The following is a 25,608-nucleotide window of genomic DNA, read 5'->3' as shown; positions in this document are numbered from 1 at the left end:
CGGATTCCAATCCTCTGGACTCTCACCAGTACCCTGCTTGGGCTCGGACTCAGCTTGCTCAAGACCGGAGTCATGACCTTCGCCCGTCTCAGGCACTTCCTCTTTTGGTCCCGGATATGCCGCTGCAGGACCATTATTGTCATCCACCATAAATCATCTCCTGTCTGTAGCGCGGGGTTGCGCGTATAACTGGGAGGGATTAATTAGACAGAAAGTGCTTCTGCCTCGACGAGCGGACGAAAAAAAACCGTCCAGTGACGAGGCTCTCTAATATCAATCCCTTATGCGCAAGATTGACAGGATGGATAAATCTTTCTCTCACTTTCTCACTCGTTGCAACGGCTTTTTGCTACGCCGCGCAACCTTCGATTAATCCCTCTGCGTCGAGCAGTTCCTGAGCGGCAGTGAGCGCCTCGTTCACTTGGTCATCCAATGTCTTGCGGATCCCTGAGCGCCACCAGTACCGGGTCGACTCCGGCTTGCCATCATTATCCCAATTGGTGATGTCGTAACAGGCAGCCGGCAGCACCGCAGCGGAGCGCTTGCCCTCGGCACCGGCAACCTGAGGAATGGCCCAGGTCAGGACGGCACGGCGAACAGAACAGCGCCAATCACGCGCTGCTTGACGATCAGCTTGAACCAGGCGGAATTCCGTCCTTGTTGAAGTCCTTCAAGCGTTCGCGCTCTTCCTCGGTGGAGTGCGCCGGGGTTTCCTGCTCGGGCTCTTTCTTCTTTTCTTTAGTCATCGCTATGTCCTCTGGGTGGTAGCTGTTTCGGCACCTGATGGAATCAGCAGTTCAAATCAATCTACTCCACCGCCGGGCATGGCCCGGAAAGGACTCCTCATGCCTACAGAAAACCACATCGCCGCGCCGCTAAAGGTCGAGCGCTCGACAGTCACAAAACTGGTCATCACCGGCGCGCCATTGCTTCGGCTGGGCTTCATCAATCTTAAAACGCGACAGGATATGCGGCAGCAAACCGCAGGGGCATGTTGCCTCCTTGATGTAGCCCTTTCCCCTCTGAATAAGCCTGCCGGAAACCGGTGGGCTACTCTCCGCCACCACGCGCGGCCAGGACCACACATGTCAGCAGCAGAACAACTCAACGACGGATCGATCCGCATCCGCTTTATGTGGAACGGCAGCCGGCGCAGTGAAACGCCCCCCTACCCAATCGCAACAAAAAGGAGGTTGACCCCTTCACGCTGGAATAAGCAGACCAGATAGCGAAGATGTACGAGCACGATCACTGGCCCAATACGATTTATTGAGCGCTTCGTTTTGTTGAATGATAGCCCCCTGCAAGCCCTCTATTCGCCAGGGAAATAAGCTGAGCGCCGGAAAAAAAGCAAAGGTCAGGTGCTGGAAACACCTTCCATTTTCCCGCCGCCAACGAGCTCGGAGTACGTCAAGCAGGCATCCGACCTGCACCAGCAATGGCTTGCCACATTCAGAGCGCTGAATATCCCTCGTCGGCCGCCATACAACTGTCGCCTCACATATGCGACAATGCGCGCCAAATTCCAACACACATCCCCCATTTTTTGCTCAGCGACCGGGTTTCGCGCCTTGATGTCGCTGTTGATGCATGCCTGAAGGCTCCTGCCGCCACGCTCGCAACCCATTGATAGGTAAAGTAATTGATCTCCACAGCTAACATCACCATGCGGTATGAAACGCATTCTGATGATTACTGTTGATCAGTGTTTACTGAGCCAAGTCGTCATAAGTAATCAGCAATAAAGCACCGAAATGCACCCGTTGGTCCCAAGACTGGTCCCAACGGGAAAATTTTATCCCATGCCGAAACTGCATACCCCCCCCTCGCGGCGTCCTGCCGACTAAATCAAATCCCAAGATTAAGCCCGCTGCTAAGCTGTTCACCCCAAGGAGGAACAGACATGCCGAATACAGACCTACTCCCGTCCCTACTCTCCAAACTCTACGAAAACCAGCTGGCCCTGGAAGCCTCCATCATGGAGTTGTCGAATTGGGTCGAGCAGCGCGGCTCCGCAGATGTAGCCGAGAATATCCGGGGCGCTCTGCACACCATCGACGAGAACGAAGAGTTCATAAAACTTACCCTGGCAGTGCTCATGGCGCCGGAGTAAATCCTACAGCTCGTCGCCTCAAATCGCCCAACCGGCAAACCTCGATTACTGTATACACATACAGTATTTGAGCGCACCACCATGAACATCGATGAAGACACCTGCAAGTGGCTCGGATGCCCGACGCCGCTGGAAATGTACAAGCACCAGTGCGCGCTGCTCGAGGACGAACTCACGGAGACCCAGGCGCTACTGCGCAAATCGAGGCTGAACATCGCCGGCTTGGTTCAGATGAACGACGTGCTGGCCACCGGCAAGGCATGCGCAGAGGAAGCACTGAAGGTTGCGCGGCAGGAGCTCGAAGAATTGAAGCAGGCCGGATCACCACCCAGCATACTCAGCATCAAGCTCGTGGCCGAACAGCGCGACTACCTTCTCAGGGAGAATCAACGATTGCTGGCAGAGCTGAAGAAGATTACCGAGCCACAGCCATGACGTAAGCCTGGCACGCCCGCAGCGCGATCACGGCGTTATCCCCGTCGTCGGTGATGGTGATAATTCGTTGAGCATGCGCTGGGTCAAGTTGGGCTCGACGGGCTGCATGAACCACGCCGACGGCGCCGGGGGTGGCAGGCACGTTGCAGCCTCTGGTTGGATCCTCGGCGAGAAGGACTGACAGCCGGACACCATCGGTAACAAGACGGTCACGCAGGAGAGCCTGGTTGCGCTGGGCATCGGATGATTCCTTGATGTGTTGTTGGTTCTTAGACAGCAAACCACCCTCCCCGGCATCCTGCCGATGAACACAAACTCAGGACATCTTCGGACCAGATCGCGGTCTACGCCCTGATTGAATCCTAATAAGACCACATAGTGCGTAAGGCTAACTCCGTCTGATATCATGACGGAATGATGACACGCACTACAGATTGTGCGCCTGGTTAAATAAAACGAATGGAACGTCGTATGTACACAATCGGGCTTATCCTTTCTTTCAAAATAGCGCTTCTAATCTCAATTTTTCTTGTAGCGGCGAAATTGTTTAAGGAAGCCAAATTTTTTAGAGAGTGCGGATTGGCTGACTCCCATATAAAGAGGTTTTATAAGGAAAATTTGGCCTCATCCTGTTCGACAGTGGGCCAGCTCACCTTTATCCTTGGCTCATTGTTCTCTTTGATTTCCATGGCAACGATCTGGGTTGTTGATTGACTCTTAACGCTGAGGAACGATTGCCATGACGTACGCCTGGCAGGCCCGCAGCGCGATCAGTCCTTGGTCGCCGGTATCGGTGATGGCGATAATTCGTTGAGCATGCGCTGGGTCAAGTTGGGCTCGACGGGCTGCATAAACCACGCCGGCGGCGCCGGTGGAGGCAGGCACGTTGCAGCCACTGGCTGGATCCTCGAGGAGGACTGACAGCCGGACATCAGCAGTAGCAAGCTGATCACGTAGGCGAGCCTGGTTGCGCTGGGCATCGGATAATTCCTTGGTGTGTTGTTGGTCTTGGCCGGCGAGCTTTTGCTCCAGGGCCAGGCGCTTTTCGGTTTCGTCTCGTGCCTGCTTGGCGGCGGCGGCACCGATCAACGACAGGTCATCCTTGTACAGGCCCGCCTGCTCGGCGAGCTGCTTGCCCATCCGCCATTCCTGCACCTGCCAGGCGCCGGCAGCACCAATGCCGATCAGCAGCAGGCACGAAAATAGGATCAGCGCGACCTTGTACTGCGCTACCAATTCGCCCATGACTCCTCCCAATTCGGCAGATCGACAGTTTGACCAGCCAGAGCATGCGTGCAGTCGTCCAGGTACTGGATTCGACCATCGGTGACGAATGAGTGGCAGACCACATCCTTTCCATGCATCCCATAGCGCGATAGCACAGAAGGCGTGAAAGTTGGCGCCTCGGCATTACCGTTGTAGCCCCAGCTTGGGCCAGGGCCAGTTCCAACATTCAGGCTATGCGGAAGATCGCAGCCATTGCAGAAGAACCACAGCGAGCCGTCGGCCGCCTGGCCCAGGACGCGGGAGATCGTTTTTATTTCGCTCACGCCAGCACCTCCAGCGCCTTGTCGTACAGCGCTTGGCGGTCTGCCAGTCCATTGATCCCACCGTTGATACGCCTGGTGATCTTCACGTACTCGCCCTGGTCAGCCAGCGCGTTCAGGCCCTTGGTAGACCAGAACCAGGCCGCCGATATCGCCGCGTTCTGTGGCAGCTCCAACAGTTCAGGCTTGCTGATGAGGTCCAGGCCCAGCGCCTCCCCGCACGCGGCATAGTTCGCCCGTCCAGTGATCTGGATAAGGCCCCGGCCTCTGTACTTGGAGCCATCGCCCGGCACAGTGTTGCCCAGGTCGGCACGGCCCTCGTAACCGGCCTGTTGTTCGGTGGGGCCCCAGATCTCGCGAACGTAGCGCAGCTGTCCCGACTCGTGCCCAATCTGGGCTATGAAAGCGGCAGCCCGGAGTGAACCGACAATGCCGTAACGGTTCATGGCTGTGTTGAGGGCAGGAACAAAAACGCCGGCTTGGCGGCCGGCGTTCGGGAGTATCTGCAGTAACTGGGGCTCAGTGATCGGCATGCTTTTCTCCAGGCAAAAAAATACCCGCTCATTTGCGGGTTACTGTGCTCTGAGGGACGTTAGGTTTTGGGCCGAGAAAGCCTTGAGATGGTAGCCCTGGCTTCACTGCGTGCGGACTTGATGTCTTCCGGTATGGGTGTACCTTCCTCGATCAGTGCGAAGGCGTGCCAGTTGGTTTCCTTCAAGTAGGCGCGCGCCTGGCCCAAGCTGTTCAAGTCAGCCATATCCTGCTCAGTTTTGATCAGTTCAAGCTTGCTCAGGTCAACCATTTTGGTTCTCCTGTACTTCGGGCAATAGAGCGGGCGGTGATGCCAAGGGTGTAGTAACGGGGAACTTCACAGGCCCGCTATGGACATCAATAATAATAGGCTCGGACGGGCTGCGGTACTCTTCCGGGCTATCCCAGTGGACCGGTAGGCGCAAGGTAAAGTGCAATGTCTTACCGATCCGCTCTACATACTCGGTTTCAACAAAGAACTTGTTTCCGACTGCGCTACCGGGCAGCCGGTAGCCATCGTGAATGCCAGACAGGTCGATGGACTCTCCGTTAATTGTAATCACATCGCCAGAAACCGTAGCTACCAGCGGCCAATCAACCAAATCCGCCCAAAGTTTAATTTTCATTTCCAGCGCCCCCAGACTATCGCCCTAACCTGAAAGGCTTGGGCCGTTGCCCCATTTTTTATACCGAAGTTAAAAGAGGTTGAGTTAGCAACATAGTAGTTACCCACTCCGTAGTGGTCTACTGTCGTAGCGCCCGTTGCAATAACTTGCGGATATATAGCAGCTGCTGAAATAAACCCGCTTGGAATTGTGACCGAGCTATTTAAGCTTCCATTGGCTGCTATCTGTGCGGTATCGGGCAAAGCGACCATCATGCACATTATACCGTTAGCAAATTTAACTATTGTAAATCCGCTGACTACGGAAGATGACATTAACCCGCCGCTAGCCGGATCAAGAATCGCGGAAGCTAAAGTAACATCAACTCCCAAAGCCGCCCTAGCCGAAGCTTGCGTATTTCCTCCTGTACCACCTTTGGCAACAGGCAGCGTCTCGTAGTTACCAGTTGTGCCGAGAGCTGCAAGCTTCGGCCCAAACTGATTATTTAGAGAATTGAAGGCATCAGACAGCATTTTGTCGTAGCCCTGCACAGGCATAATGGCATAGGCCGCACCGCTGACTGTTGCGCCTTTGTAGGCAGGCAGGATCGAGATCACCGTATCGCTTGCTACGTTGACCACCTCATAGCTTGCGCCATCAGGGCCGATGAACGAATCCCCTACCCTGGAGGACGCAGCGAAATCCACGCCCGCCCCTGTAACTGTCGTGCTGCCGTTTTGAACAGACACTGTTCCGGCTCTTTGCCAAACCATATAATTCTCCGAATAGTAATAGAACAATGCAAGCTCACAGCAAAAAGCCAGTATTAACCAACTAAGATACTGGCTTAGCAAAAACAATAGTCACAAAAAATGCAATCCTTAAATCAACGCCAACTGCTCGCATTACAAGTCGATCGTTTTGGTATTCCCATATCGCATATAAGTTACCTTGCCTTGACGTGCCGCCTGCTATATCCATAGCCACATTATTTAAAAGCATATAATCGCCACCAGAAAGAGGCGACTGGGCCGTCCATCTAAGGACAGTTTGCCCTTGCGGATCGCTAGAGGAGCCGAGGTAGCTCCATCTACTTATGCTTCGAGTGAATTGAGCGCATGGCGTTCCGCTGTCGAAAAGTAGCTTTCCTGCTGCATCCCACAACCTGAAACCATACGTTGCAGTTGGCTCAGCCTTGAAAGCACCGATGAACCAGTTTCCATAGGTTGCTTGCCCGACGATGCCCCTGAACGAGAATCCCGTCCAGTAGCCGGATGACCCTTGCACTGTGCAGAAGCAAAGGGTAGTCGACAGTCCAGGCCTAACAAATATAAGCGGTGGCTCAGCCGTGGTAACCGGCTTTGCAAACTGAACAGATACCCCGGATCCGGTACCATTCCAACTCCCTTTCTCCAATACGACAAGACGAGAAAACTCTGAGTCCAGCGTTACTGTATTTGAGTTATTTGTGAACTTTATCCCGTAACCCATTTATCTGTACCTCATTACCAGCAGCCTCTGAGGGCTAGTTCCGAGTGGCCCAGTGTTGGTGTCGGGATTTCCGTAGTAGACAGTTACTCCACCCGCGTTAACTATAGGTATGTATTGAATAGCCGAGCGATTTTGTGCCGTCGTGTCATACCGTCCGACGGGGACGCAGACTGCTGAATGCGTTGATGGATCAACACCAGCAATAGATATAAATCTAGTTCTAACGGTTTGCCCGCTTGACTGAACTATCTCCGAGTAGGTAACGCCGACAGTGAATGAGTTCTCATCTAATTCAAGGAGGCCGGTCGGCCCCCACACTCTTGCTCCGTAAGGCATTATGGAAGCTTCCCCCACTGGTAACGAATCTGGTTGTTTTCGTCGAAAACGCTACCGCCGTTACTGTTGATAACTTGCCTTGCCTGGCCAGGCCCCAGCGAACTATTGATCTCGAATGTTCCATCGAAGAACAACTTCCAACCAGAAACCCCGGAAACATAGTTGTTTGACTGGATGTAATCACCAATCTTAGCGTTGGTAATGGTTCCGTCCTGGATAAATGCGGAGTTTATGAACGTCTGCCCGCCAGATACTGAGAACGGAGATACCGGCGCGCCGTTCGTCAGGTTCAACAACATGAATGTGTCAGCCCTGACCACGAACTGAGACGACACTCCGGAAGGATCGACCTGCAGGCCCAGGCCAAACGCCGCGGCGTACTTCTGGCCGCCGGCCGTGGTTTCCATCTTCACCGACCAGAGCGTCGACAATTGGCCATTGGTGTTGGCCAGCGCCGAAGAGGTCTCCTGAATCGCAGCGGTGTTCTGGCCGACTGTCGCCTGCAACTGCGTGGTCTTGGTCGCCTCTGCCTCAATGGCAGTTGCCCTAACCTTGCTCTCCTGAACGATGGCGGCGGTGCTGGCCCAGCCCTTGAGCGCATCAGCCTTCGCGCCGCTGCCACTGTCGTCACGCGCCGACGCCCGCAGAGAGTTGGTGGTGCTGGCCTGGGCGGTAACTACTCCATCGAGCTTGGTGATGTTGGTCGTGTTGGTGGTGACCTGCTGCGCCAGTCCGTTGGCCGTCTCCACCGACTGCCCTACGTCCAACCAATAAGTAGCGTTGGGCGGCGGGTTATTCACCGGGACGTTCTGTTTGGCCTGGTAGATGCGGTCCGCCTCCACCACCATCTGCCCTTTCAGGTAGATCTGCGTAGAGACATAACCGCCCAGACCATCAAGACTGTCGATCTGATCCTGCAAACCATCCAGTTCGCTGATCAGGTCCTGACCTAATTGGGTCTTGGTCACTTTCCCAGTCAGCAATTCCAGCACCGGACTTGCATCCGAACTGGCCTGGCCCATCACGCCGTTGACCACCGGATAGAACGGCCCGACGTTGCCGGTACGGTCCACCAGGCGAGCCCAGAAGAACAGCGTGGCGCCAGCCAGAAGCGACTGCATACGGTAATCGTGTTGCGGATATGCCAGGTCCGCCAGTTTGGTCGCCGCCGTCAGGTTGTTTGCAGGGCCATACCACAGCTCGGTGCGCTGGGTGTCCTCGGCGCCAGCAGGGAAGCCCCACTTGATACCGATACCGAACAGTTCGCTGGTGGTGGTCAGGGACGAAACCGCCGGCGGTAGGCCGACCTTCCCTTCCAGATTGGTCAGGTTCGAGCTTTTCCAGATCGACGAGATCTCGAACGCGCTCACCGATCGTACACGGGCCAGGTAGGCGCCCGAGTAAATGCCGGTGACGTCCACGCTCGTCGAGCCTGTGCGCTGCACCTTGATCCAGTTGCCGCTGTCCTTGCGCCACTCCACGTCATAGGCGACAGCACCAGCCACGGCCGGCCACGAGATGTTCATGGTGCTGATGGCGATGCCTTGGTTCACGGCGTAGCTCGATGTGAGCGTGACGCTTGCCGGCGCCGGAACGACGGTGATAGGCACAACACTGATCGGCCGCTCTTCCAGCCGAGCGCCTGTGTCGATGTGATCGAACTTGCTCGGGTCGTACTGCACAGCCGAGATTTCAAACACGCCAGGCTCCGGCCGCGCCACGCTGACCACGCGATACAGCGGGATGGCCAGGTCGTCAGCATCCAGCGCCCACACCAGTTCACGCTCCGGCGGCACGGAATAAGCCACGGTCACGGTGATCTGCCGGCCACTGACCAGCTGCACGGTGCGGCCCTCACACTTGCCGTCTGGCAGGTTGAGGATCAGCCGGTCGCCGGGCTTGGCCTGGGTATCTCGGTCCAGGGTGATGACCTTGCCGTTCACAGCCGAGATGCGCCCGCCCACCGGCCGACCCGCCAGCAATTCGTCCGCGATCGGGATCACGTAGCCCGGGAGCGGAATGCGCCCATCGAGGCCGACCTTGAAAGTGACGGCGCGGTCCTTGGAGTTGGTGAGCAGTGCCCACTTACCGCGGCGCTGGGCCTCGGATTCGCGGGTGCAGCCGATTGCGCTGATCTCCAGCGGGTTGTCGCCATAGCGCCGCTGCAGCTTGGCATCGGTCACAGCTGTGACATCGGTGTCGTAGTTGTTCAGCGGGTTGTCGTAGCTGATCAACGCCCGCGTGTAGCGCGTGCGCTCCGACGCACTGGAGTAAGTGAACTTTCCATCGATGACGTTCGCCCGGGTGTAGGCGAAGTCGAAGTCGGTAGCGCGCGGCATATCCGCGAGGGTGAACACCTGTCCCTGGGCCCAGTAAGTCATACCCCTGTAGATGGTGGAGATGTCACGCAGCAGAGACCAGGCATCAGCCTTGCTCTGCAGATTCAGGTTGCAGATGAACCGCGGCTCCTGGCCACCCTTCCCGTTCGGCACCAGTTGGTCGCAATACTGCGAGATGCGGTACAGCTCCCACTTGTCCACCATCCACGGCTTGATGCGGCGGCCCAGGCCGAAGCGGTCGTTCGTGGTGATGCCGTAAGTGTGCCAAACAGGGTTGTCGGTCCAGGCTTCCTTAAAGGTTCCGTCCCAGACACCCGTGTAGGTGCGCGACCTGGTGTCGTAGTTGCTTGGCACCTGCCATTTCCGACCATCACACTCGATCGTCACGGCGGGGATGCTGCGGAATTGCTCAGCAGAAAACTCGATGTAAAGCAGCGCGGTGTTCGGGTACCGGATCTTGGCGTCGATCACCTCGGTGAAGCCCGCAATCTGCATGGTGTCCGAAATTTTGTTGTTGTTCTGGTTGGCCGTCAGTCGAGTGATGCGCAGCAGCCACCCGGTGGTCGCGCGCGGCAGATTGATGCGGCGGGTCCGCTCGTACAGGCTGGTGGTCTTGCCGGACACAGCCTCGTTCAAAACCTCCTGATACGTGCCCCCATCCGTTGCCAGCTCGACCTTATACCCGATCGTGTAACCGTTTATGTTGCCGCCGGAGTCGACCGACTGGAGCGCAGGCCACGCAAACCGCACCCGGACAGCCGAGAGCTGTGTATTGGTGATCGCGCGAACCCATGGCGTTCCGCTGCGCAGCTCGGTGCTGATGGTTGTTTCGTTCTCGACCGATGGGATGCCCTGGATATAGGACTGGTCCACAGCCCCGCTGCGCCACTCCCACTTCACGTTCGGGAAGTTCATGTTCCCCTGCGGGTCTTGCAGAGGTGTGTTGTCGAGAAAGATGTCCTTGGCGGTAGGAGCACCATCAAACTCGCCCTCACCCACAGCAATAAGCATTTTCGCAATTGCGACGGAGCGCAGGCTGTCTGGTGCCTCGGTTGGGGTTTTAGGCTTCTCGGAACCGCCCTTGGCGCCATAAACATCGATCTTGCGTGCTGCGCCCATGCTTTTCTCCAGGCATAAAAAAACCGCCTCTTGGGCGGCTTCAGTTTTTCGGCTGTTGGCTACATCTGGTCTTCGGCGTAAATGGCGGCACTGATGATTGCACCACCCCATCGCCGGCGGCCGGCACACAGCGAGACAGGATTGCCGGAGGCCGTGGTGTTCTTGGCGCTGCCAAAGGCATAGCCGGGAGTGTTCTCAGGCGCCGCGCTGGTCTTCAGTCCGCCGGCTTGGGGGCTGAGCATCTGGATAACACCGCCTGCGACGAGGCCGATGCCTGCCGGCGCCAGATACGGCGCGGTGACCGGGAATACGTACGAAATAGCGAGCAGGACTACACCAACAATCGTCTGGAGAATCCCCGCTCGTTTGCTACCAGTAATCACTGGGGCAATGCGGATGTCTCCTTCTCCGCCAAAAGAGAGCTCACCCTCTCCAATATTCTTTTTCCCCCTGAATACCGCGAACTCTATCCCTCGGGACTTGGCATTTGACAAGAAGCGCTCGAAGCCAGGAACTTGCACGCAAAGAGCCTTGATTGCCTCTGCTGTGGTTCTCACAGACAGCCTGAAGGATCGGCCGAACTGGCGTAACTGACCGAAAAGAAGAATGGTGGTGAGTGGTTGGTATTCGATTGCGAGCGCTGCCATGGTTTTCTCCGGGCAATAAAAAACCGCCCGGAGGCGGCTCGATGCGGTTGTTCGTTAAAGACAGTCGCGAACTGCCTGTTCAATGGCTGATCGGCCGTAACCAGGCGCCCAGGACAACCGTTGATAAAGTGCAACGTTACTGCCTTTCGGTGACCGATTCACCTCAAGAAGCTCCTCAGCCGTCGAGTCGGTCGCGACGATGAGCCTGTAACCATTTGCCGTTTCAGTCATCGTGGCGCCCGAGCGAGCATCCTGCCATTTTGGCATGACGCAAAGTGCGTATTGCTTCGGCTCCTTACTCGAAGACGCGCTGATGGTAGCCTTTCCCGACTTCAGGTCGCCAGGTGTGGTACACCCCGCCAGCACCACCACCGCTACCGCCGCTATCAAAATCCGCATGTTGTTCCCTCTTTGGTTTGGCGGGACTGTAGCACTGGGGGAGTGAATGCAAAAAGCCCAGCGCGGGCTGGATCATTCGCATATTCAATTTGTTCCAGAGTCTCCTAGCAATCCGAGAGCTCGTTGAAATGCGGATTCTTTCCAGGCTTTTGGGCAGAGCATATTTCGTCAATTACTTCTACACCCCAGCAAATTCCGAGCGCAGCCCCTTCCTCCTCCTTACCAATGCGTCCGCTATAACACCCAATAAACTCCATCCTTGTCTCGTTAAAGGCAACGTCAACTCTATTCCAAAATCCCGGGGCCTCAATGTTGATTTCTTCGTACGGATCATTGACCCCCCATGTTCCTGTAAAGGAACAGAATACGGGAGCTCCGGACATGCCTTGTCGAGTTTGAGTGTCCAGAAAGAAAGCAGGAAGCTCAACACCGTCAGCCAGCCCTCCTATCCGAGATATGCTTCCACCACTCGTAATTCCATAATAGGGCTCAGAAGCGATGAACCCCGACTTCCAGAGCGGCAAGCCAAACCCCGTGCTTATCGAACTCGGAAAGCCTATGACAAATGCGGTATTACCTGGCATCACCGGCACTCTAAGCTTGCTGATTTTATTTACCGGCACATGGAATTGTTCATTGCAATCGGTCGGCTTAGTAAACTTTATCGCAACCACGTCACACCGCTCACCCAGTGACGGATGTTCGAACCATACGGGCTTAAACTCGTTATAAAGATTTAGCCTGTGAGCCACTGAAGTAAATACATAACGATCACCACTTTCATGAGGAATGTAGGTGGCGAGCTTTAAGTCGATTAATGTAGGAAACCTATTAGAAAGTGGCTCTTTTGTCAGAAAGTGCTTACCACTGAGATTATGCCAATTAGTTATTAAATAAGTCTCTCCTTTAAACTCATAAAAAAAACCCGACCCTGTCGAAGTCATACCCGCGTCGTCATACATTAAAATTTGAAATGGCGATTGCGAATACCTATTTCTGACTCCTTTCTCTGGCATAAAGCCCTCCACTGACCCTAACAGTAGAGCGAATGATAGCCATATGACAGCTCTATGCGCCAGACCTGTCCGGGCATCCAGCGTGGATGGAATGCCAGTAACTGGATCGGGTTCCGCCGTAGTAGCTTTGTGCCTTCTGGCGGAGGTTGCTAATGACTCGAAACGCAGAGGTTTCACAAGAAATTCAAGACGCACTTGAGCGGACACAGGTCGGCAAAAAGCTGACCCTTAATTTCAAAGGTCTGGCAGTACCGATTGAAGTTAAATACTTCTTCCGTGGTGGCTGGGTAGTTACCCAGCAGCTTGTTCCTGGCATGCCGCTTGAGGTTGTTCGCGGTGAGGACGGTCACCTAGATCGGATCGACATCAAACTTATGGCCCCTGTACAGCTCAGCTAACAAGGATTTCCTCAGTCCTTCGCCTGCAAGCCCAAGGACTGGGATAGCGCCAATATCGGCGCATTTATGACCTGGAGGTCAATGTGAGCAACGACGAATACACGCAAAGCAAAAAGGACTGGATCTATACATGGGGTGTAGTACGCGACGAACCAATCATCATGGTGGGGGCGTTCCCAACTAAAGCCGCTGCAGAAGCCAGAGCGCGGGCCATGGGAGAGGGTTACAAGGCCAGCTACATTTTCCACTTACCCGGCACTGATGAATTCATCATAGAGGAAGAGCCGCGCAACTGATGTTTCTAGGTCAGATCGCCGTAAACGTGATCTGACCGGTCCCTGTCAGAAGCTCAGCCTTCAACCCTGGCTTTCCTTTGTACTCCCGGCGATAAACGCTTTCGCCAGGGCCCACCTTGCCAGAAAGTCTGATCTGATCGATTTCGAGCGAGCCATCCAAAATGGAAACCACGGCCTCGGCGCCGCTAACCCCCTCGCTGGAAACGGTAAACAGATCTCGAATTGTCAGCGTATAGCTTTGGCTGCCTAGCATAGTTCACCCCTGCGGCCATGCCGCGTCATGTTGGTTGTCTTGCGTCTTTGTGCCTGAGGATCAGGCGCGTTCGATCGTGCCAGGGCCCGCCGTAGACGATGATCTCGGAAGGCCTGCCGTACAGGTGGTGCAGTAGGAACGGGCCAGGGCCGAACGCGCCCGACTCTTCGCCAGGTAGCGCCGGATCAGTGCCCAGATAGATCCCGGCATGGTTCGGGTGAACGGTGCGGCCAACCTGCATGACGATCATGTCGCCACGCTGTGGGCGGTCGACACGCACGAAACCTGCAGCCTCGTAGTTCGCCTCGTACAGGCTGGCGTTCTCCGCACTCTCCCACCAACCATCGGTGCGCTGGAATGCTTCGAACTCAAGGCCCCACTCACGTTGATACCAGTCAGCGCAGACCTGCCAGCAGTCCCAGGCGCCGTGCACGAACGGGCGCTTGAGCAAAGGAGTACTGCCCGTTGGCGTGATCGTGCGCATGTCGCCCTCGGGCCACGACAGAATGTGCCAGGACAAGGCCGTGGCCTCGCACATGGCCAGGTCGTGCGGTGACGGTCTGCTGGTGGCGTCCGGGTGTGAGTGAACGATGCCGATCACTTCGCCAAAGTCTTCCGCCGCGGCGTAGTCCTCGGGATCGAGCCTGAACTCTTCGTTCGGATCCGTGGCGATGTTCCGGCACGGGTAATACTTCTGCGCTCGCCCGACGGCCAGCAGCAGGCCGCAGCACTCGCGCGGATATTCCGCCGCCGCGTGCGCCTGGATGGACGCAATGATGTGCTTGCGCATGGTCAGCTCCGGGCTATGAGGGAAACGGCAGGGAAGCCACCGAAACTGAGCTCGTTGTTCTCGCCAAAGCGCAACTTGCACGACGACAGACAGCCCTTGCACTGATCCAGAGCCGGGTCATCCGTGGAGCTGTCCTCGTCGTCGAACATGGCAGCGCCGGTGTAGCCGCAGTCCGGCCCCCGGTAACCATTGGTCATGGCCCAGTGGCAGAACGTTGTCATCTGCCGGCCGGGCAAACCGTGGTTATCGATCTCGCCCGGGGAGGACAGCTCCCAGACCACCGCCTCGCCGTCCTCGCTGGTTTTCTGGTCGATATACCAGATCTCCAGCGCCTCCTGGGTAGGGTCTGCGGTTGGGTTGCCCTCGGGGAAGTTGGCCGCATCGAGGTACTGGGCCAGGGTCTCGCGGACTGTGAGCTTGAACTTGAGCATGTCCTCGAAGGCCAGGCACAGCGCGGTGACGCGCCCGTTGACGTTGCCCGCGGCGAACGTGGGCCGAGAGGCGGCTCCGTCGCTGCTCGAGGAAATACCCTCAATCTGCACTGGCCAAGCCGCGTACTCCTGGCCCTGCCAGATAATCGACTTGGCGGGTAGATCATCCTCGGAGCCCTCGTAGGCCAGCAATTCCTCTGGCGTGTGCGGGATAGCGTGACCGTGGAAGCGAAGGTAATCGGCGCCGTACTCGGTCCCGTCGATTTCGAACAGGCGAATCTCGCCGCCGGGCTCCAGTTTCTGGATGTCCGTGATCAGTGCCATGGGCAGTTATCTCAGGGATGAAAGGTTTGCTGGAAAGTCGCGGTGATGGCGTAGACCTGGCCGCCGCGGTGCACAGGTTTGTAGCCGTTGCACTTGTAGAGGCCAAGCTCACCCAGGGGCGGCTCCCAGAGGAAGCCCTTCGCCCCTTTGTGTCGGTCGAGGAACGCCATGATGTCCTTGATGCGCCCCTTCAAACCGGTGAAGGTCACCGGCCAGGATTGCGAACGGTTGTTGAGGCCATCCTCGACCGACTGCTCGTAGCCATCGCCAAACTGCTTGGAGTGGACGCGCTGGGAAATATCGCCCTCCGCGCCCTTCTCCGTCGCCCAGGTGAATCGTTCGATAGCCATCATCGCCCCTTAATTGCGTTGTTGATGACGCCGCCCTGGCGCATGTCCCTGCTCCGCAGTTCCTGGTACTTCTGCTCTACGAACGTCGCCAGCTCCTTGCCGAACAGGTCATAGCCGGGAGCATCAGCCGAGGACGAGGCGTTGCCCTCGCCATCGATGTGCACCTCGACATTGATCTGCGTTCCGCCAGCCCCACCGCCGCCCATGGCCATAACCCCCAGCTTGCCGCTCGACGTCCGGGTCAGGGGCATGATTGCTTCCTCACCAGCCTCACCCATGACTCCGGTTTTGCCATTGGCCATACCGAACGCCGTTGGCTTGCTGACGATGGAGTTCGTGAACGCACCGCCGTCGGCGAACATCTGCACATCGCCCGACCACGCGCCGCCCTTGGCTTGCGGGAAGTAGGTGTTGGAGTAGCCGGCCGAGGACGCGCCCAAGTTTGAGGAGGTAGCACCGGCAGAGCCGGCAGCCATTCCGTTGCCACCTCCAGCAGCACTGCCGCCGAGATAGCTCGCCGCCGCACCAACCAGACTGCCCAGCAGCGCCGAACTGGCCTGACGGGTAGCTATACGCGCCATGTCGGCCAGGATCGATTTGGCGAAGTCCGAGAACGACGCCTTACCGGTCATGGCAAAGTTGACGATGGAATCCTCCATGGAACTGAAGGCGTTGCCGAACAGGCTTTTGGTTTGCCCGGCGATGTTGCGCGCCGAATCCAGGTAGTTATCCCAGGCTGCCGTTGCGCCCTTCGTCCAATCGCCCTGGGCATTTTCCACATCCGCATAGTTCTGCCGGATCTGGTCGGTGGCGGCCTTGTTCGCGTCTGCGAGAGCCTGCGATTTGCGCTTAAACTCTTCCTCCGACATGTTCCGCGACGGGTCGGATTTCTGGTTGGCAAGCTCCAGCGACTGCTGAGCAAACCGGTCCTGCTGGCTGTTCAGTTCGCCGCTGAGCGCGTTCTGTCGATCGCCCTGCCCAACGCCGAGCACTGCGCGCTGGCCTGCCAATTCCAAAGCCCGCTGCTGCTGCCCCAGCGCCTGCACGTACGTGCTGATCGCTCGCTCCTGCTTTGCCAGGCGCCCGGTTTCGTTGGTGGCGAGCACTTCAAGCTGGCTGTCGGCATCCTTCTGCGCCTTGACCATTCCTGCGCGCGCGTCGGCGATCTTCTGGTCGAGCTGAATGCTCTGCGCCGCCGAGGTGCTCTTCTTGGCCTTGGATGCTTCCAGGGCCGAGATCTCGGCCTCGTAGGCCGCCGTGACCTGATCAAGCTCGTTGCCGATCAAGGCCTGACGACGTAGAAGATAGTCTTCCTCGGACAGCAGGCCGGCTTTCTGCGCCGCTTCCAGCTCCTTCTGGTAGTTTTTGTAGGTGTCGGTGATCGCCGCCAGGTTGTTCTTGGCGTTGTTGAAGCCGGTCAGATCGACCTGGGTACCAGCGGCTTTCGGGTCCTTGAACTTGTCGTTGATGTTGGCGATGTTTTTATCGACCGTAGCCTGGGCCAGGCGCGGATCGTTCGGCGCTACCTTGCGGATATCGTCGAGTTGTTTTTTGTAGTCCTTGAGTGCGTCGGCCCGCTTCTGTTCATTCGTCCACGAGGACTTGGTGAGCGCGTCAACCTTTTGCATCGAGGTGATCGCGGCTTGTTGGGCTTTTGCCTGATCGCCTTCCAGCTTTGCAATTTCAGCCTGTGCCGCCTTCTGGTCCTCAAGCATATTCAAGCTGTTTTGATAGAGATCAATCATCTCCTGCTTGTTTTGGAACAGACCAACGTCGCCGGACTGCGCGCTTGCCAGGTCTCGGCGGGCCTGTTCGATATCGGCGCTGATGTCCGGGCGGCCGATGTTCTTGAGGCTGTCAGCAGCGCGTGCGACCGCGTTGTAGCCTTTCTCCCAGAAGCTCAGGTTCTCCAAAATCTTCGGCGTGCGCTCGTTGATCGCGTCAGCGTAAGACTCGGTCGCAAGCTTTACGGCGCCAGCATGGTCGCGCTGCTCTTCCAGCGCGGCGATCTGCGAGAACACCGAAGCCGTCAGATAGTGATACTGCTCATTCAGGGCAGCCGAAGCCTTAACTGGGTCGTCGGCAAGCTTCACGAACTCGGCGACTGTCTCGCTGACGGCTTTACCGGTCGCCTCCTGCATCGAAACGGCGGCCTGGGTGATGCCCGCAAAACTCTCGCCGGCGATCTTGCCGTTATCCGCCAGCATCGCCAGTACCGCAGCGGCCTGGCCTGTGGTGCCCACGGTCGCGCTGACTTGGCGCGCCATGTCGCCCAACTGCCCAGCGCTAACCCCTGCATAGTTGCCGGTAAGGATGAGCGACTTGTTGTAGCTGTCCTGCTCTTCGCTGCCTTTGTGGTAGGCATATGCCAGGCTGCCCACGGCTGCTGTCGCAAGCGCTAGAGGCGCCAGGATGGCGAGCAAGCCCGCAGCACCTGCACCAGCGCCGGCGCCCAACTGAGCCACGGCTCGAACACCACTCCCCCAGTCACCCGACGACAGCGCGTTACCAAGCTGTACGACGTTTTCCTGAGCCTGGCGGGTGCCGAGGCGCAGCTTGTCGAAGCCGGTGGTGGTCTTTTCGAGCTTTCCGTAATCCTTGTCGATCTTGGCCAGGGCGCTGTTGTACTGGTCCTGGCTGATTCGACCCTCGTCGAGATGCTTGCCCAGTTGCTCGACCTGCGTGTCCAGCTTAGCCAGCGCGGCACGGGCAGGGTCAATAGCCCCCAGCAGGCTGTTGAGGGCCTTCTGCTCGTCCATAGCGGACTTGGCCAAGGCCACCTGCTGCTTGTCGAGCTGTGCCGAGATCTTCGCCGCCTCGGCCTCGCCATAGGCGCCAGTCTTGGTCAGCTTGGCGAGAGCGTCACGCTGCTTTGCCAAGTCCTGGGTGGTTTTGGCGCTGGTGGATAGCGACTTTTCCAGCGCCTGCATTTCGTTCATCAGCGAAACGGCGGACTGCTCGGCCCGGCCGCCGGCCTTCGCCATTTCATCCAGACTCGTTTTCGCCTGGATTGCATCGGCCGAGTCGATCTTGACGCCGAGTTCTGCAATGTTCATCGACTCACCTTGAATAAGTGCCCGCGGTTACGGGCTGTTTTCCCTCTCCTCCGCCATGACGCGCAGGGCCTCGCCTTCCAGCACCTGGAGGTCTGGGAAGATTTCAGCGAGTTTCTTTTTCTTGATGCCGAGGAAGCCGGCCACGTCGCGGATGCAGCTGTAGTCGAGACCGATCGCGCCGCCGGCGCCTGCTCGCCACTGGGTGGACATTCGGTTGAATAGGAGGAAGGCAGGCCAATTGCAGGGCCAGACCTCCACGTCTTCAACCAGATCGCCAGGGGCAAGGCCGAACATGCCGATAATCGTGTCGGGCACGCTCGGCGAGTACATCGCGCGGGCGGCGTCAGTCAGTTTCCCAGGCGGGCCTGGCTGTATGCGCCTTCGTAGGCCTTAACGACCGCCTCGGCGGCACCCTGGCAGGACTTCACGAATGCGACGATGTTGTCGTCGTTGTATTCGTCGTCGAAACCCCAGCCGATTACCAGGTCCTTGATTTGCTGGGTTTGCTGCTCGGTGTCCACGGCAACCACTTCCGACCAAGAAGGCTTGTCGCCCAGCGCGGCCCGCGCCTTGTTCCGCGCCTCGTTCCATTCATCGAACAGAGCGGCAAGCTCGGTGCGATCCCGGTACTTGAAAGTGAACTCGACCTTCTCGGGTTCGCTGCCGACGATCGGGATCAGCACGGGCGCATTGAACGTAGCCTTTTGCGCGATACGGATCTTAGCCATGGGTTACACCGCCGCAGTCAGGTAGCGGGTCGGCTCGGCCTGCAACGCCAAGCTGACGGTGCGGGTCAGCAGGTTGTTGCGGGACACCGCTGGCTGTTTGGAAAACGACGTGTAGGTGCCGTACAGCAGGGTGTCGTTACCAGGCAGGTTCAGGCGCGCCGCTTCGATCTGCTTGCCGGCGTCCGCCTTCAGCAGCACTCCGTTGAACGCCTGGGCCGGGTCATCGGCGATGGTGAGCACCATACTTGCCGCTGATTTGTCGGTGGGGATCTGCTTGCCTTGGTCATCCTCGAGGAACACCACATCAAGGTAGTTCTGTTCGCCGCCGGAGAAGGCCACGTCGGAGATTTGCGGGATCTGCACCCAGGTCAGCACCTTGCGCATCGTGCCAGCGCCGCCAGCGACCGGATAGACCTGCGTGTCGGAAGTGTCGATGCCTTCCAGGGTAATCGCCGTTGCCGTCGCTGCCTTCACGCGAACCACCTTGCTATCGAGCTTGCTCCAGCCAGACGTCAGCAGAACAATATCGCCGGCAGCGATGGTGCCACCTACAACGGTGGCCACCGCCTCGCTCGCGTTGCTGATGGTGGGGAACGCCAGTGCAGCGGCGTAGGTTGCGGCGTGCTGGAAGGTGCCACCGTTCGGGAGTTTGTAGCCCATGGGGTATTTCCTCTTTTCAGATATGAAAAACCCGCTCGGTGGCGGGTTCTCGGGTTGCCCAATGGGCGTTGTTTTAAGGCTCGCAATGGAGCTCTGATGCAATAGATTGAATGTGCGCCCTTGAACGAGTATTTAGATGGGGCCTTCTAACCAGATCAAGGATGAGTAATGTTCAAATTTTTCTCTGTCGCTGTAGCAGTTTGTATCCTTAGCGGTTGTGCGACTGCGCCGCCCGCACCTACTCGACTTGCTTCCCAGAACCCGGACATAGTGCTTGGCACCTCTCAAAATGGATGGCCCACCTTGCAGGAAATGCGCTTTAGAGATGCCAATAAGGTATCAGTAGATCAAATCCAGTTTTGCATGGTTCAGCAGATAACAAATGACTCGATATCGCCCGTGAGCGATCTCTCGAAGCAACGAGTGGTTATGCCAGGCACGGGCAGCTATTACATAACAGTGATGGGCACCAGCCTGAGATCACTGACGAAGTACACGCTCGTCGCAAGCAGCAAAGGAACTGGGGTTGAATATGCATTCCGCAATATTTTGGTTAACTCCGGATACGGTTACAACGAACTAAACGCGGCAGACGAGGCGACTATGCATGTCGAAGCGCTACACAAATCGCTCGAATCAGTCGCCGCCAAAATGTCCAATTGTCTAGCCGAATGAAACCGGGCTTATGCGGCAACATCGGATCTATATGAGAACGAAACAGAGACGGTGTAGGCAGAGTCGCCTGTGATGCCAGGGCCTGGGTCAACTGGCGACATGGTCACCACGGTGACCGCACCCTTCGTGTCCCTGGCGTATAGCGGGAACAGGTCAACCAGTTCTGTGGTGATTGGGTTGGTCTTGATCTTGCCGGTGCCCGCCGGTGCGATGATGCTGACCTGAAACACGCCGGTGAACAGCCGGTGATCACCGCCGAGTGTGTTGCTCGTGGTGTCGCCCGGGATAGTGAAGGCCCGCAGATAAGTCTCACCCTCCGCTGGCGCGTAGGCCGTGTTCTCGAAAACGATCTTGAGCTTGTCCGACCTGGCAGCGTTCCAGGCGATGAGCTTGGCCTCGTAGATCGAAGCGATGATTGCGTGACTCATACCTGGTTGTTCCTGATGGCCTCCAGCACGATCTGCTGAAAGCGAGCCACGGTGACCCGAACCATGCCGCCGGGGGCCTGAGTGGAATGGCCGAACTCCAACGGGATCGCATAGGGCAAGTTGTTAACGATGAAAGCTGTCTGCCCAGCCTTGAATTCAATGGCGCCCGCGACAAGCCTTGCGGTTGCCTCGGTCCCTGTCGGGTCTGGGTGAATGCGGAAGCTGTTGTCGACAGAGCCGATGGAGAAATTCCAGTTCGCCCGAAAGCGACCGCCAACATAGTCCCGACCAGCCACCAAGCCATTCACGCTGAAGTTCTGGTCGCGCTCGGTCTTCGTTAGCGGTTTGGCATATTTCACGCCGCGCTTGAGGTTGCCCGCCTTCGTGAAGTTCGATTCGTCCAGGTTGATGAGCGTATTGCGCACTGCAACCTTGAAGTCGTAGTCGTCGGCTGCGCGGGAATTGGCGTCGCGATGAGCAACGTTGGCCGCCCATATTTCAGGATTCCCCACCGGTGACATGCGGATGATGCTGCTACCAATCTCGATGATGATCTCGCGCAGGCTCGCGTCAATTGCTTCACTGGCCTGGGCGGCGAACTCGGCCAGGCTGAGCGCAAAACTGCCGGACTGTCCGGCGCCTGCCCGGCTCACGACCGCACCTGCAACTCATAGAGGATCGGCGTACCGGCAGGGTTGACCTCTTTCAGCGGCGGCACGATTGACCAGGTACGACCCTGAGCAACCACTTTGTCGAGCAGGCCAGGTACCCACGTAAGCCCCTGCGCTGCAATCTTGAGCTTCTTGTCGCCCTGCTTGATGAGGCTGTTGTTCTGGAATTCTTGTCCGGTGAAGTCGAGTAGGATGCCTTGGGCGATCTGCTCGACGGTGGCACCTGGCGCTTCGCCGCCCGTCTCCGGGTCGTACTCGCCCGGCTCCGTCTTGCTGATGGTCACGGGCTGGCCGAACTCTTCGATCATCTCCAGAGCCATCACGGCCATTTCGTCGTAAAAGGCCATGATGGTCTCCATTACAGCTATGCGCGCACTGCGAACAGCCCGCGCTTTTGTAGGTAGTCGGCAAACTGCGTAGCACTCGGCCGGTCCGGCGCCGCCGGCAACAGTCGACCGCTGGTGTTGGAAATCGTGGCGTACTCGCGTGTTACCGCGCCTTCGACACGCTCCAGTGTTACTGCACCCTTGCGCTTCTCCACCGGGTCGATGTCGTCCTGATGGATCTCAGCGGCCAGAGCCATCTGCCCGTACTGGATCCTCGCCGGCAGGTAGTTGTCTGGCTTGATCTGGCAGTCCAGCTCAATACCCCGACGCGGCCAGGCCAGCGCCTGCTCGCTGCTCATCTTGCGGCCTTTCCAGGTCTTGCCATCCATCGCCAACGCGGCCCGGCGTAGCAGAGCTTCCTGCTCGGGGACGCCCGCCGGGATAACTGCGCCGAACTTCACGGCATACAGGGCCAGGTCCTCGGCGCTCGCGTAGCTTTCGGCGTCAGGCTTGCCGGTGCCGTCCTCGATGATGAGTGTCATGCGTCAACTCGCTGGAATTGTTTGTAGTTTGGCCGCCGGATCACCGACGCCCAGCAGTATTACTCCCTGGGCAGCTCAGCGACGAGCCTTTCCAGGGATTCTTTGGAGGCGTTTGCCCGATATTGGACCTTAGCCTCATCGAGCTTTGCTTTAAGCGCTGCGATTTCGTCGGCCTCATCAGCCGGGGGCGTGATGAAAGACTTCTTCAGCGCTTCAACCTCGCCATGCAGTGCGTCGACAGTCAAGGCCAGGCCATCACGTTCAGTGGTCAACTCATCAACCGAAGCATGGATGGTGCCCAGCACGTCAAACAAGCGCGACGCAAGGTCGCCGGACTCTGGACGATGGATTTCGCCAGCTTCCAGGCCGTCAACAAGGATCTGGATCGTTCCATGCTCAGCACGCAAAGCCGCGATCACCTTTTCCAGTTCGGCTTGGTTGCCCGCACCAACAATCTGCGCCCGCTTGGCTTCCTTCACCGACACGTCGATGCCGGCTGCTTCGTACGCATTGACCACGCTCGGCCAATCGCCAATCACCAGCACGCTGGTCACACCCGCTTCGGGCTTATCGAAGTGTTCCGGATTGCGGTAACGCTTCTCCGGGTCGAAGCCGCTCAGCTGGTTGCTGTAAGTCAGTTCCATGTGTTTCTCCAAGGCGGCCATTGCTGACCGCGCGTTGAGTTTGAGGCTTAACCGCCAGTAACAGGAGGCGTTGCGGTCAGCGTAATCATCACGCCGGCGGTGACCTTGTTGCTGCCCGCGTGCTTGACCCAGTTGGCAGCGGAGCCGACGGCAGCCAGGGTTGGGTTGGAGCCACCAGTAGTGGCTTTCCAGCTGTAGCCAAGCACGTCGATGTTCACAGTGCCTTCAGCGCGATAGCCGATGCTCAGGTTTTCTTCGTCGTTCACTTCGTAGGAACGGAAGCCCGGAGCCTGAGATTCAGTGATGGTTACCGCGTTTGGCAGCAAGCCAAAGATCACGTCGGCCGGCGCGGTGTCGGTCACCAATACGGGCTTACCCAAGGTGCCCGGCAGGCCGCCGTAGATCACAACACCAGCTTCTTCGTAGATCTTGTTCGTGATGGCTTGGTCGACGATGTCGAAGTAAGCGCTGGAGTGCATGACCCACAGAGCGATCCGGCCGAACTTGTCGCCGAACTTGCGCATGCCGCGGGTCAGCGTCTTCTTGCCGTCGGTTTCGATGTTGGCCGAAACCACCATGTCAGCGTTGGAGCCGATGGCGGCACGAAGGCCAGCAGTTGCGTACTGGATGAATCCTTCCAGGGTCGCGTCAGCAACGTCGGCACCAACGATCTGGGAGAACTCCTCGACCGGACGACCGCGGCGCTTGAACGCCTCTTCAGTGGTCTGGTACGGGCCGTACTTCCAGGGAGCCTTGACGCCGACAGCTTCGCCGGCGCTGATCTTCTTGGCAGTAACCTTGCCTTCTGAGTTGACGTCGCGGTGTTCCAGCGAACCGTTCAGCTTGTAGAGCGCACGCTTGCGGAAGTCACCTTCGATCAGCTCGTTGTCGAGCACCATCGCGCCATTGGAGGATGCATTGAACACATCCAGGTTGTCCTGGACACGCTCCAGGTATGCAGTTTGTGCCTCATCGTTATAGATGATCAGGTCGCTGTTGACAGTTGTAACCATGGGTCTTTCCCCTTACTTGGGCAATGCGAGGTATGCGGTTTGGCCGTGCTTGCGCTGGAAATCGCGCTTCTGCTCGGAGGTCATTTCGGAGCGCTTGAATGCAGCCTTGCCGCCACCCCCGCCCGGGGCAAATGTCCCTGAAGCCCTTGGCCACAGGTGAGGTGCGCTTTCGCGCAGAGATTCCGCCCATTCGAGCGGAGTCAAAGGGGTCTTGCCGTCTTTACCGAGGATGACCTGGCCGGATTCATCAACGGCGACTGCATCACCATCTTCGTTAAGGGTGAACACGCCTTTGGCGCGCAGGATGATGTCGTCTGTGGCTTCGGGGAGCGCACCAGCCTTCAGTGCTGCACCGCGCACCGAGTCGCCCAGGACTTTGCCCTGGAACTTGGCCGCGAAAGATTCAGCCTTCTCGGCGCGCTCACTGATGGCCTTCAACTGCTTGTCGTAGTCGCCGCGCAGGCGCTCGGTGCGGCGATTGAAGACTTCGTCGACCTTGCCCTCGGTCAGCAGCTTGGTTTCTTCGTCCTGGCCAGCACGACTGAGCAGGCCTTTGACTGCGTCGATGTCGATGCCCTCAAACTGGGTTTCGAACTGGGTCAGCTTGCCGGAGGTTTCCTTCAGCTTGCCCAGCAGTTCCGAGTTCTTGGTTTTCAAGCCGGAAACGGATGCTTCAACGGCAGTCGCGATAGCGGCCTTAATTGCCGGGTTTTCCAGGTCGATTTCGTTTTCTTCTGCCACGTTGATGCACCCCTTGGGTCGGAATGGCCTGCCTCGCAGGCATAAAAAAGCCCCGATCAATGTCGGGGCTTAAAAAATTAACTGAATAGTGATTTAGGCGGATTGTCGCGCTCAAGCTTCAACTGCTTTAGCTTCTCTGAAATGTCTACATTCCAAGATTTCAAAGTCGTCGTGATGATCATCTTAGTACCTGAGAAATCACCATCGAAGGTTTCAAGAAAGTCCTTAACCTCTCCAGAAGCTATCCAGACTTGCGTGTTCTCACCGTAGTTTAGATTGACGGGAAAACCCTTTCCTTCCGGCCCGCAAGAGAACCCTTTCCATCGTATTGTGCCGTCGCTACAAAGAATTTTTGCTCCAGTAAGCCTTGCGGGTCTATTGCCAACAGAAACCACTTCGACAGCCAAGCTGTTTGATCTATTGATTTCCGCACCGCTGGGGAGTTGCCTAACCTCAGGTGAAAGCTCTATCCGCTCTGAATTGTCCCGACGCTGTTTCTCTGCAAGAGCAATTGCGGTAACAACTGCAGCTAGAGCTCCAAACCCCGAAAACCATTCACCAACAGATCCGAGATTGAGAACATATCGGTCGGCCGTGTTCGGATTCACTTGAATCCCAGCAAGAAAGCCTGCCGACACTCCACCAGCTACACAAAACACACTCAAAAACGCTACCCATCCCTTCGCCATATCAAGCCTCCAAAT

Annotated in this window: 32 protein-coding genes and 1 pseudogene; 6 read left to right on the top strand and 27 right to left on the bottom strand. The window is 57.4% G+C overall.

Annotation, left to right across the window (positions count from 1 at the left end; all coding sequences use genetic code 11):
• Positions 1–845: 845 nt before the first annotated feature.
• From HDC32_RS00665 to HDC32_RS00655, 3 genes are all read left to right on the top strand, one after another.
• Positions 846–1,229 carry a hypothetical protein gene (locus HDC32_RS00665; protein WP_184744168.1) on the top strand — a complete coding sequence of 128 codons (384 nt, stop codon included), beginning with the start codon at positions 846–848 and terminating at the stop codon, positions 1,227–1,229.
• Positions 1,230–1,903: 674 nt separating this feature from the next.
• A complete protein-coding gene (locus HDC32_RS00660) occupies positions 1,904–2,113 on the top strand; it encodes a hypothetical protein (protein ID WP_017528106.1) in 210 nt (69 codons plus the stop codon).
• Between the two features lie 81 nt (positions 2,114–2,194).
• Entirely contained in the window at positions 2,195–2,548 is a 354-nt protein-coding gene (locus tag HDC32_RS00655; protein ID WP_184742094.1) for a hypothetical protein, read from the top strand.
• Here the strand turns inward: HDC32_RS00655 and HDC32_RS00650 are convergent.
• From HDC32_RS00650 to HDC32_RS00600, 11 genes and pseudogenes are all read right to left on the bottom strand, one after another.
• Positions 2,529–2,819, bottom strand: a pseudogene (locus HDC32_RS00650) (lysis protein); the annotation flags it as partial. The gene HDC32_RS00655 and the pseudogene HDC32_RS00650 overlap by 20 nt on opposite strands.
• A 446-nt stretch (positions 2,820–3,265) precedes the next feature.
• Positions 3,266–3,793: a lysis system i-spanin subunit Rz gene (locus HDC32_RS00645; protein ID WP_184742093.1), complete on the bottom strand. Its 528-nt coding sequence runs from the start codon at positions 3,791–3,793 to the stop codon at positions 3,266–3,268.
• Positions 3,778–4,098 (bottom strand): DUF6527 family protein, encoded by a 321-nt coding sequence (locus tag HDC32_RS00640; RefSeq protein WP_184742092.1) that lies wholly within the window; start codon positions 4,096–4,098, stop codon positions 3,778–3,780. Before HDC32_RS00640 ends, HDC32_RS00645 begins: the two co-directional genes overlap by 16 nt.
• A complete protein-coding gene (locus tag HDC32_RS00635) occupies positions 4,095–4,628 on the bottom strand; it encodes a glycoside hydrolase family 19 protein (RefSeq protein WP_184742091.1) in 534 nt (177 codons plus the stop codon). Before HDC32_RS00635 ends, HDC32_RS00640 begins: the two co-directional genes overlap by 4 nt.
• Before the next feature lie 59 nt (positions 4,629–4,687).
• Positions 4,688–4,897, bottom strand: coding sequence for a hypothetical protein (locus HDC32_RS00630; protein ID WP_184742090.1), 210 nt, complete (start codon positions 4,895–4,897; stop codon positions 4,688–4,690).
• Positions 4,890–5,252, bottom strand: a complete 363-nt coding sequence (locus HDC32_RS00625) for a hypothetical protein (RefSeq protein ID WP_184742089.1) — start codon at positions 5,250–5,252, stop codon at positions 4,890–4,892. The genes HDC32_RS00630 and HDC32_RS00625 overlap by 8 nt, the downstream gene beginning before the upstream one ends.
• The gene (locus tag HDC32_RS31915; RefSeq protein ID WP_260403563.1) at positions 5,249–5,980 is read right to left on the bottom strand and encodes a phage tail protein; all 732 of its coding nucleotides are present in this window, start codon (positions 5,978–5,980) and stop codon (positions 5,249–5,251) included. Before HDC32_RS31915 ends, HDC32_RS00625 begins: the two co-directional genes overlap by 4 nt.
• Before the next feature lie 1,077 nt (positions 5,981–7,057).
• A complete protein-coding gene (locus HDC32_RS00615) occupies positions 7,058–10,516 on the bottom strand; it encodes a host specificity protein J (RefSeq protein WP_184742088.1) in 3,459 nt (1,152 codons plus the stop codon).
• A 59-nt stretch (positions 10,517–10,575) separates the two neighbouring features.
• Positions 10,576–11,163, bottom strand: a complete 588-nt coding sequence (locus HDC32_RS00610) for a tail assembly protein (RefSeq protein ID WP_032891229.1) — start codon at positions 11,161–11,163, stop codon at positions 10,576–10,578.
• Between the two features lie 54 nt (positions 11,164–11,217).
• Positions 11,218–11,562, bottom strand: coding sequence for a hypothetical protein (locus tag HDC32_RS00605; RefSeq protein ID WP_184742087.1), 345 nt, complete (start codon positions 11,560–11,562; stop codon positions 11,218–11,220).
• A gap of 104 nt (positions 11,563–11,666) precedes the next feature.
• Positions 11,667–12,578 (bottom strand): trypsin-like peptidase domain-containing protein, encoded by a 912-nt coding sequence (locus HDC32_RS00600; protein WP_184742086.1) that lies wholly within the window; start codon positions 12,576–12,578, stop codon positions 11,667–11,669.
• 152 nt (positions 12,579–12,730) lie between these two features.
• Between HDC32_RS00600 and HDC32_RS00595 the strand changes: the two genes are divergently transcribed.
• Positions 12,731–12,976: a hypothetical protein gene (locus HDC32_RS00595; RefSeq protein WP_184742085.1), complete on the top strand. Its 246-nt coding sequence runs from the start codon at positions 12,731–12,733 to the stop codon at positions 12,974–12,976.
• A gap of 83 nt (positions 12,977–13,059) precedes the next feature.
• Entirely contained in the window at positions 13,060–13,272 is a 213-nt protein-coding gene (locus tag HDC32_RS00590) for a hypothetical protein (RefSeq protein WP_184742084.1), read from the top strand.
• A 10-nt stretch (positions 13,273–13,282) separates the two neighbouring features.
• Here the strand turns inward: HDC32_RS00590 and HDC32_RS00585 are convergent, their stop codons facing one another.
• The 8 genes from HDC32_RS00585 to HDC32_RS00550 are packed head-to-tail and all read right to left on the bottom strand — an operon-like array spanning position 13,283 to position 19,864.
• Positions 13,283–13,525 carry a hypothetical protein gene (locus HDC32_RS00585; protein ID WP_184742083.1) on the bottom strand — a complete coding sequence of 81 codons (243 nt, stop codon included), beginning with the start codon at positions 13,523–13,525 and terminating at the stop codon, positions 13,283–13,285.
• A gap of 25 nt (positions 13,526–13,550) precedes the next feature.
• Positions 13,551–14,315, bottom strand: a complete 765-nt coding sequence (locus tag HDC32_RS00580; RefSeq protein WP_184742082.1) for a C40 family peptidase — start codon at positions 14,313–14,315, stop codon at positions 13,551–13,553.
• Between the two features lie 2 nt (positions 14,316–14,317).
• The gene (locus HDC32_RS00575) at positions 14,318–15,070 is read right to left on the bottom strand and encodes a phage minor tail protein L (RefSeq protein WP_184742081.1); all 753 of its coding nucleotides are present in this window, start codon (positions 15,068–15,070) and stop codon (positions 14,318–14,320) included.
• A gap of 11 nt (positions 15,071–15,081) precedes the next feature.
• Entirely contained in the window at positions 15,082–15,420 is a 339-nt protein-coding gene (locus HDC32_RS00570; RefSeq protein WP_184742080.1) for a phage tail protein, read from the bottom strand.
• On the bottom strand, positions 15,420–18,476 hold the full coding sequence (locus HDC32_RS00565) for a phage tail tape measure protein (protein WP_184742079.1): 3,057 nt from the start codon (positions 18,474–18,476) through the stop codon (positions 15,420–15,422). Before HDC32_RS00565 ends, HDC32_RS00570 begins: the two co-directional genes overlap by 1 nt.
• Before the next feature lie 27 nt (positions 18,477–18,503).
• On the bottom strand, positions 18,504–18,806 hold the full coding sequence (locus tag HDC32_RS00560) for a DUF1799 domain-containing protein (protein ID WP_184742078.1): 303 nt from the start codon (positions 18,804–18,806) through the stop codon (positions 18,504–18,506).
• A gap of 17 nt (positions 18,807–18,823) precedes the next feature.
• On the bottom strand, positions 18,824–19,204 hold the full coding sequence (locus tag HDC32_RS00555) for a phage tail assembly chaperone (protein ID WP_019816779.1): 381 nt from the start codon (positions 19,202–19,204) through the stop codon (positions 18,824–18,826).
• Between the two features lie 3 nt (positions 19,205–19,207).
• A complete protein-coding gene (locus HDC32_RS00550; protein WP_184742077.1) occupies positions 19,208–19,864 on the bottom strand; it encodes a phage tail protein in 657 nt (218 codons plus the stop codon).
• 168 nt (positions 19,865–20,032) lie between these two features.
• On the opposite strand from HDC32_RS00550, the gene HDC32_RS00545 reads away from it, so the two are divergent.
• Positions 20,033–20,539: a hypothetical protein gene (locus HDC32_RS00545; RefSeq protein ID WP_184742076.1), complete on the top strand. Its 507-nt coding sequence runs from the start codon at positions 20,033–20,035 to the stop codon at positions 20,537–20,539.
• An 8-nt stretch (positions 20,540–20,547) separates the two neighbouring features.
• On the opposite strand, the gene HDC32_RS00540 is transcribed toward HDC32_RS00545, so the two are convergent.
• The 8 genes from HDC32_RS00540 to HDC32_RS00505 all read right to left on the bottom strand — a co-directional run bounded on the left by HDC32_RS00540 (position 20,548) and on the right by HDC32_RS00505 (position 25,593).
• Positions 20,548–20,967, bottom strand: coding sequence for a phage tail terminator-like protein (locus HDC32_RS00540; protein ID WP_184742075.1), 420 nt, complete (start codon positions 20,965–20,967; stop codon positions 20,548–20,550).
• Positions 20,964–21,620 carry a hypothetical protein gene (locus tag HDC32_RS00535; RefSeq protein WP_184742074.1) on the bottom strand — a complete coding sequence of 219 codons (657 nt, stop codon included), beginning with the start codon at positions 21,618–21,620 and terminating at the stop codon, positions 20,964–20,966. The genes HDC32_RS00540 and HDC32_RS00535 overlap by 4 nt, the downstream gene beginning before the upstream one ends.
• Complete coding sequence (locus tag HDC32_RS00530) at positions 21,617–21,985, bottom strand: hypothetical protein (RefSeq protein WP_184742073.1); 369 nt, start codon at positions 21,983–21,985, stop codon at positions 21,617–21,619. Before HDC32_RS00530 ends, HDC32_RS00535 begins: the two co-directional genes overlap by 4 nt.
• Before the next feature lie 17 nt (positions 21,986–22,002).
• Positions 22,003–22,506 (bottom strand): DnaT-like ssDNA-binding protein, encoded by a 504-nt coding sequence (locus HDC32_RS00525; protein WP_184742072.1) that lies wholly within the window; start codon positions 22,504–22,506, stop codon positions 22,003–22,005.
• 59 nt (positions 22,507–22,565) lie between these two features.
• Positions 22,566–23,150, bottom strand: coding sequence for a hypothetical protein (locus tag HDC32_RS00520; RefSeq protein WP_184742071.1), 585 nt, complete (start codon positions 23,148–23,150; stop codon positions 22,566–22,568).
• Positions 23,151–23,197: 47 nt separating this feature from the next.
• A complete protein-coding gene (locus HDC32_RS00515; protein WP_184742070.1) occupies positions 23,198–24,163 on the bottom strand; it encodes a major capsid protein in 966 nt (321 codons plus the stop codon).
• 12 nt (positions 24,164–24,175) lie between these two features.
• Positions 24,176–24,904, bottom strand: coding sequence for a hypothetical protein (locus tag HDC32_RS00510; RefSeq protein WP_029295015.1), 729 nt, complete (start codon positions 24,902–24,904; stop codon positions 24,176–24,178).
• Between the two features lie 77 nt (positions 24,905–24,981).
• The gene (locus tag HDC32_RS00505) at positions 24,982–25,593 is read right to left on the bottom strand and encodes a hypothetical protein (protein WP_184742069.1); all 612 of its coding nucleotides are present in this window, start codon (positions 25,591–25,593) and stop codon (positions 24,982–24,984) included.
• Between the last annotated feature and the right edge of the window lie 15 nt (positions 25,594–25,608).

Source organism: Pseudomonas sp. JAI120 (assembly GCF_014207255.1).
GTDB lineage: Bacteria > Pseudomonadota > Gammaproteobacteria > Pseudomonadales > Pseudomonadaceae > Aquipseudomonas.
This window is presented reverse-complemented; position numbering and strand designations above follow the sequence as displayed.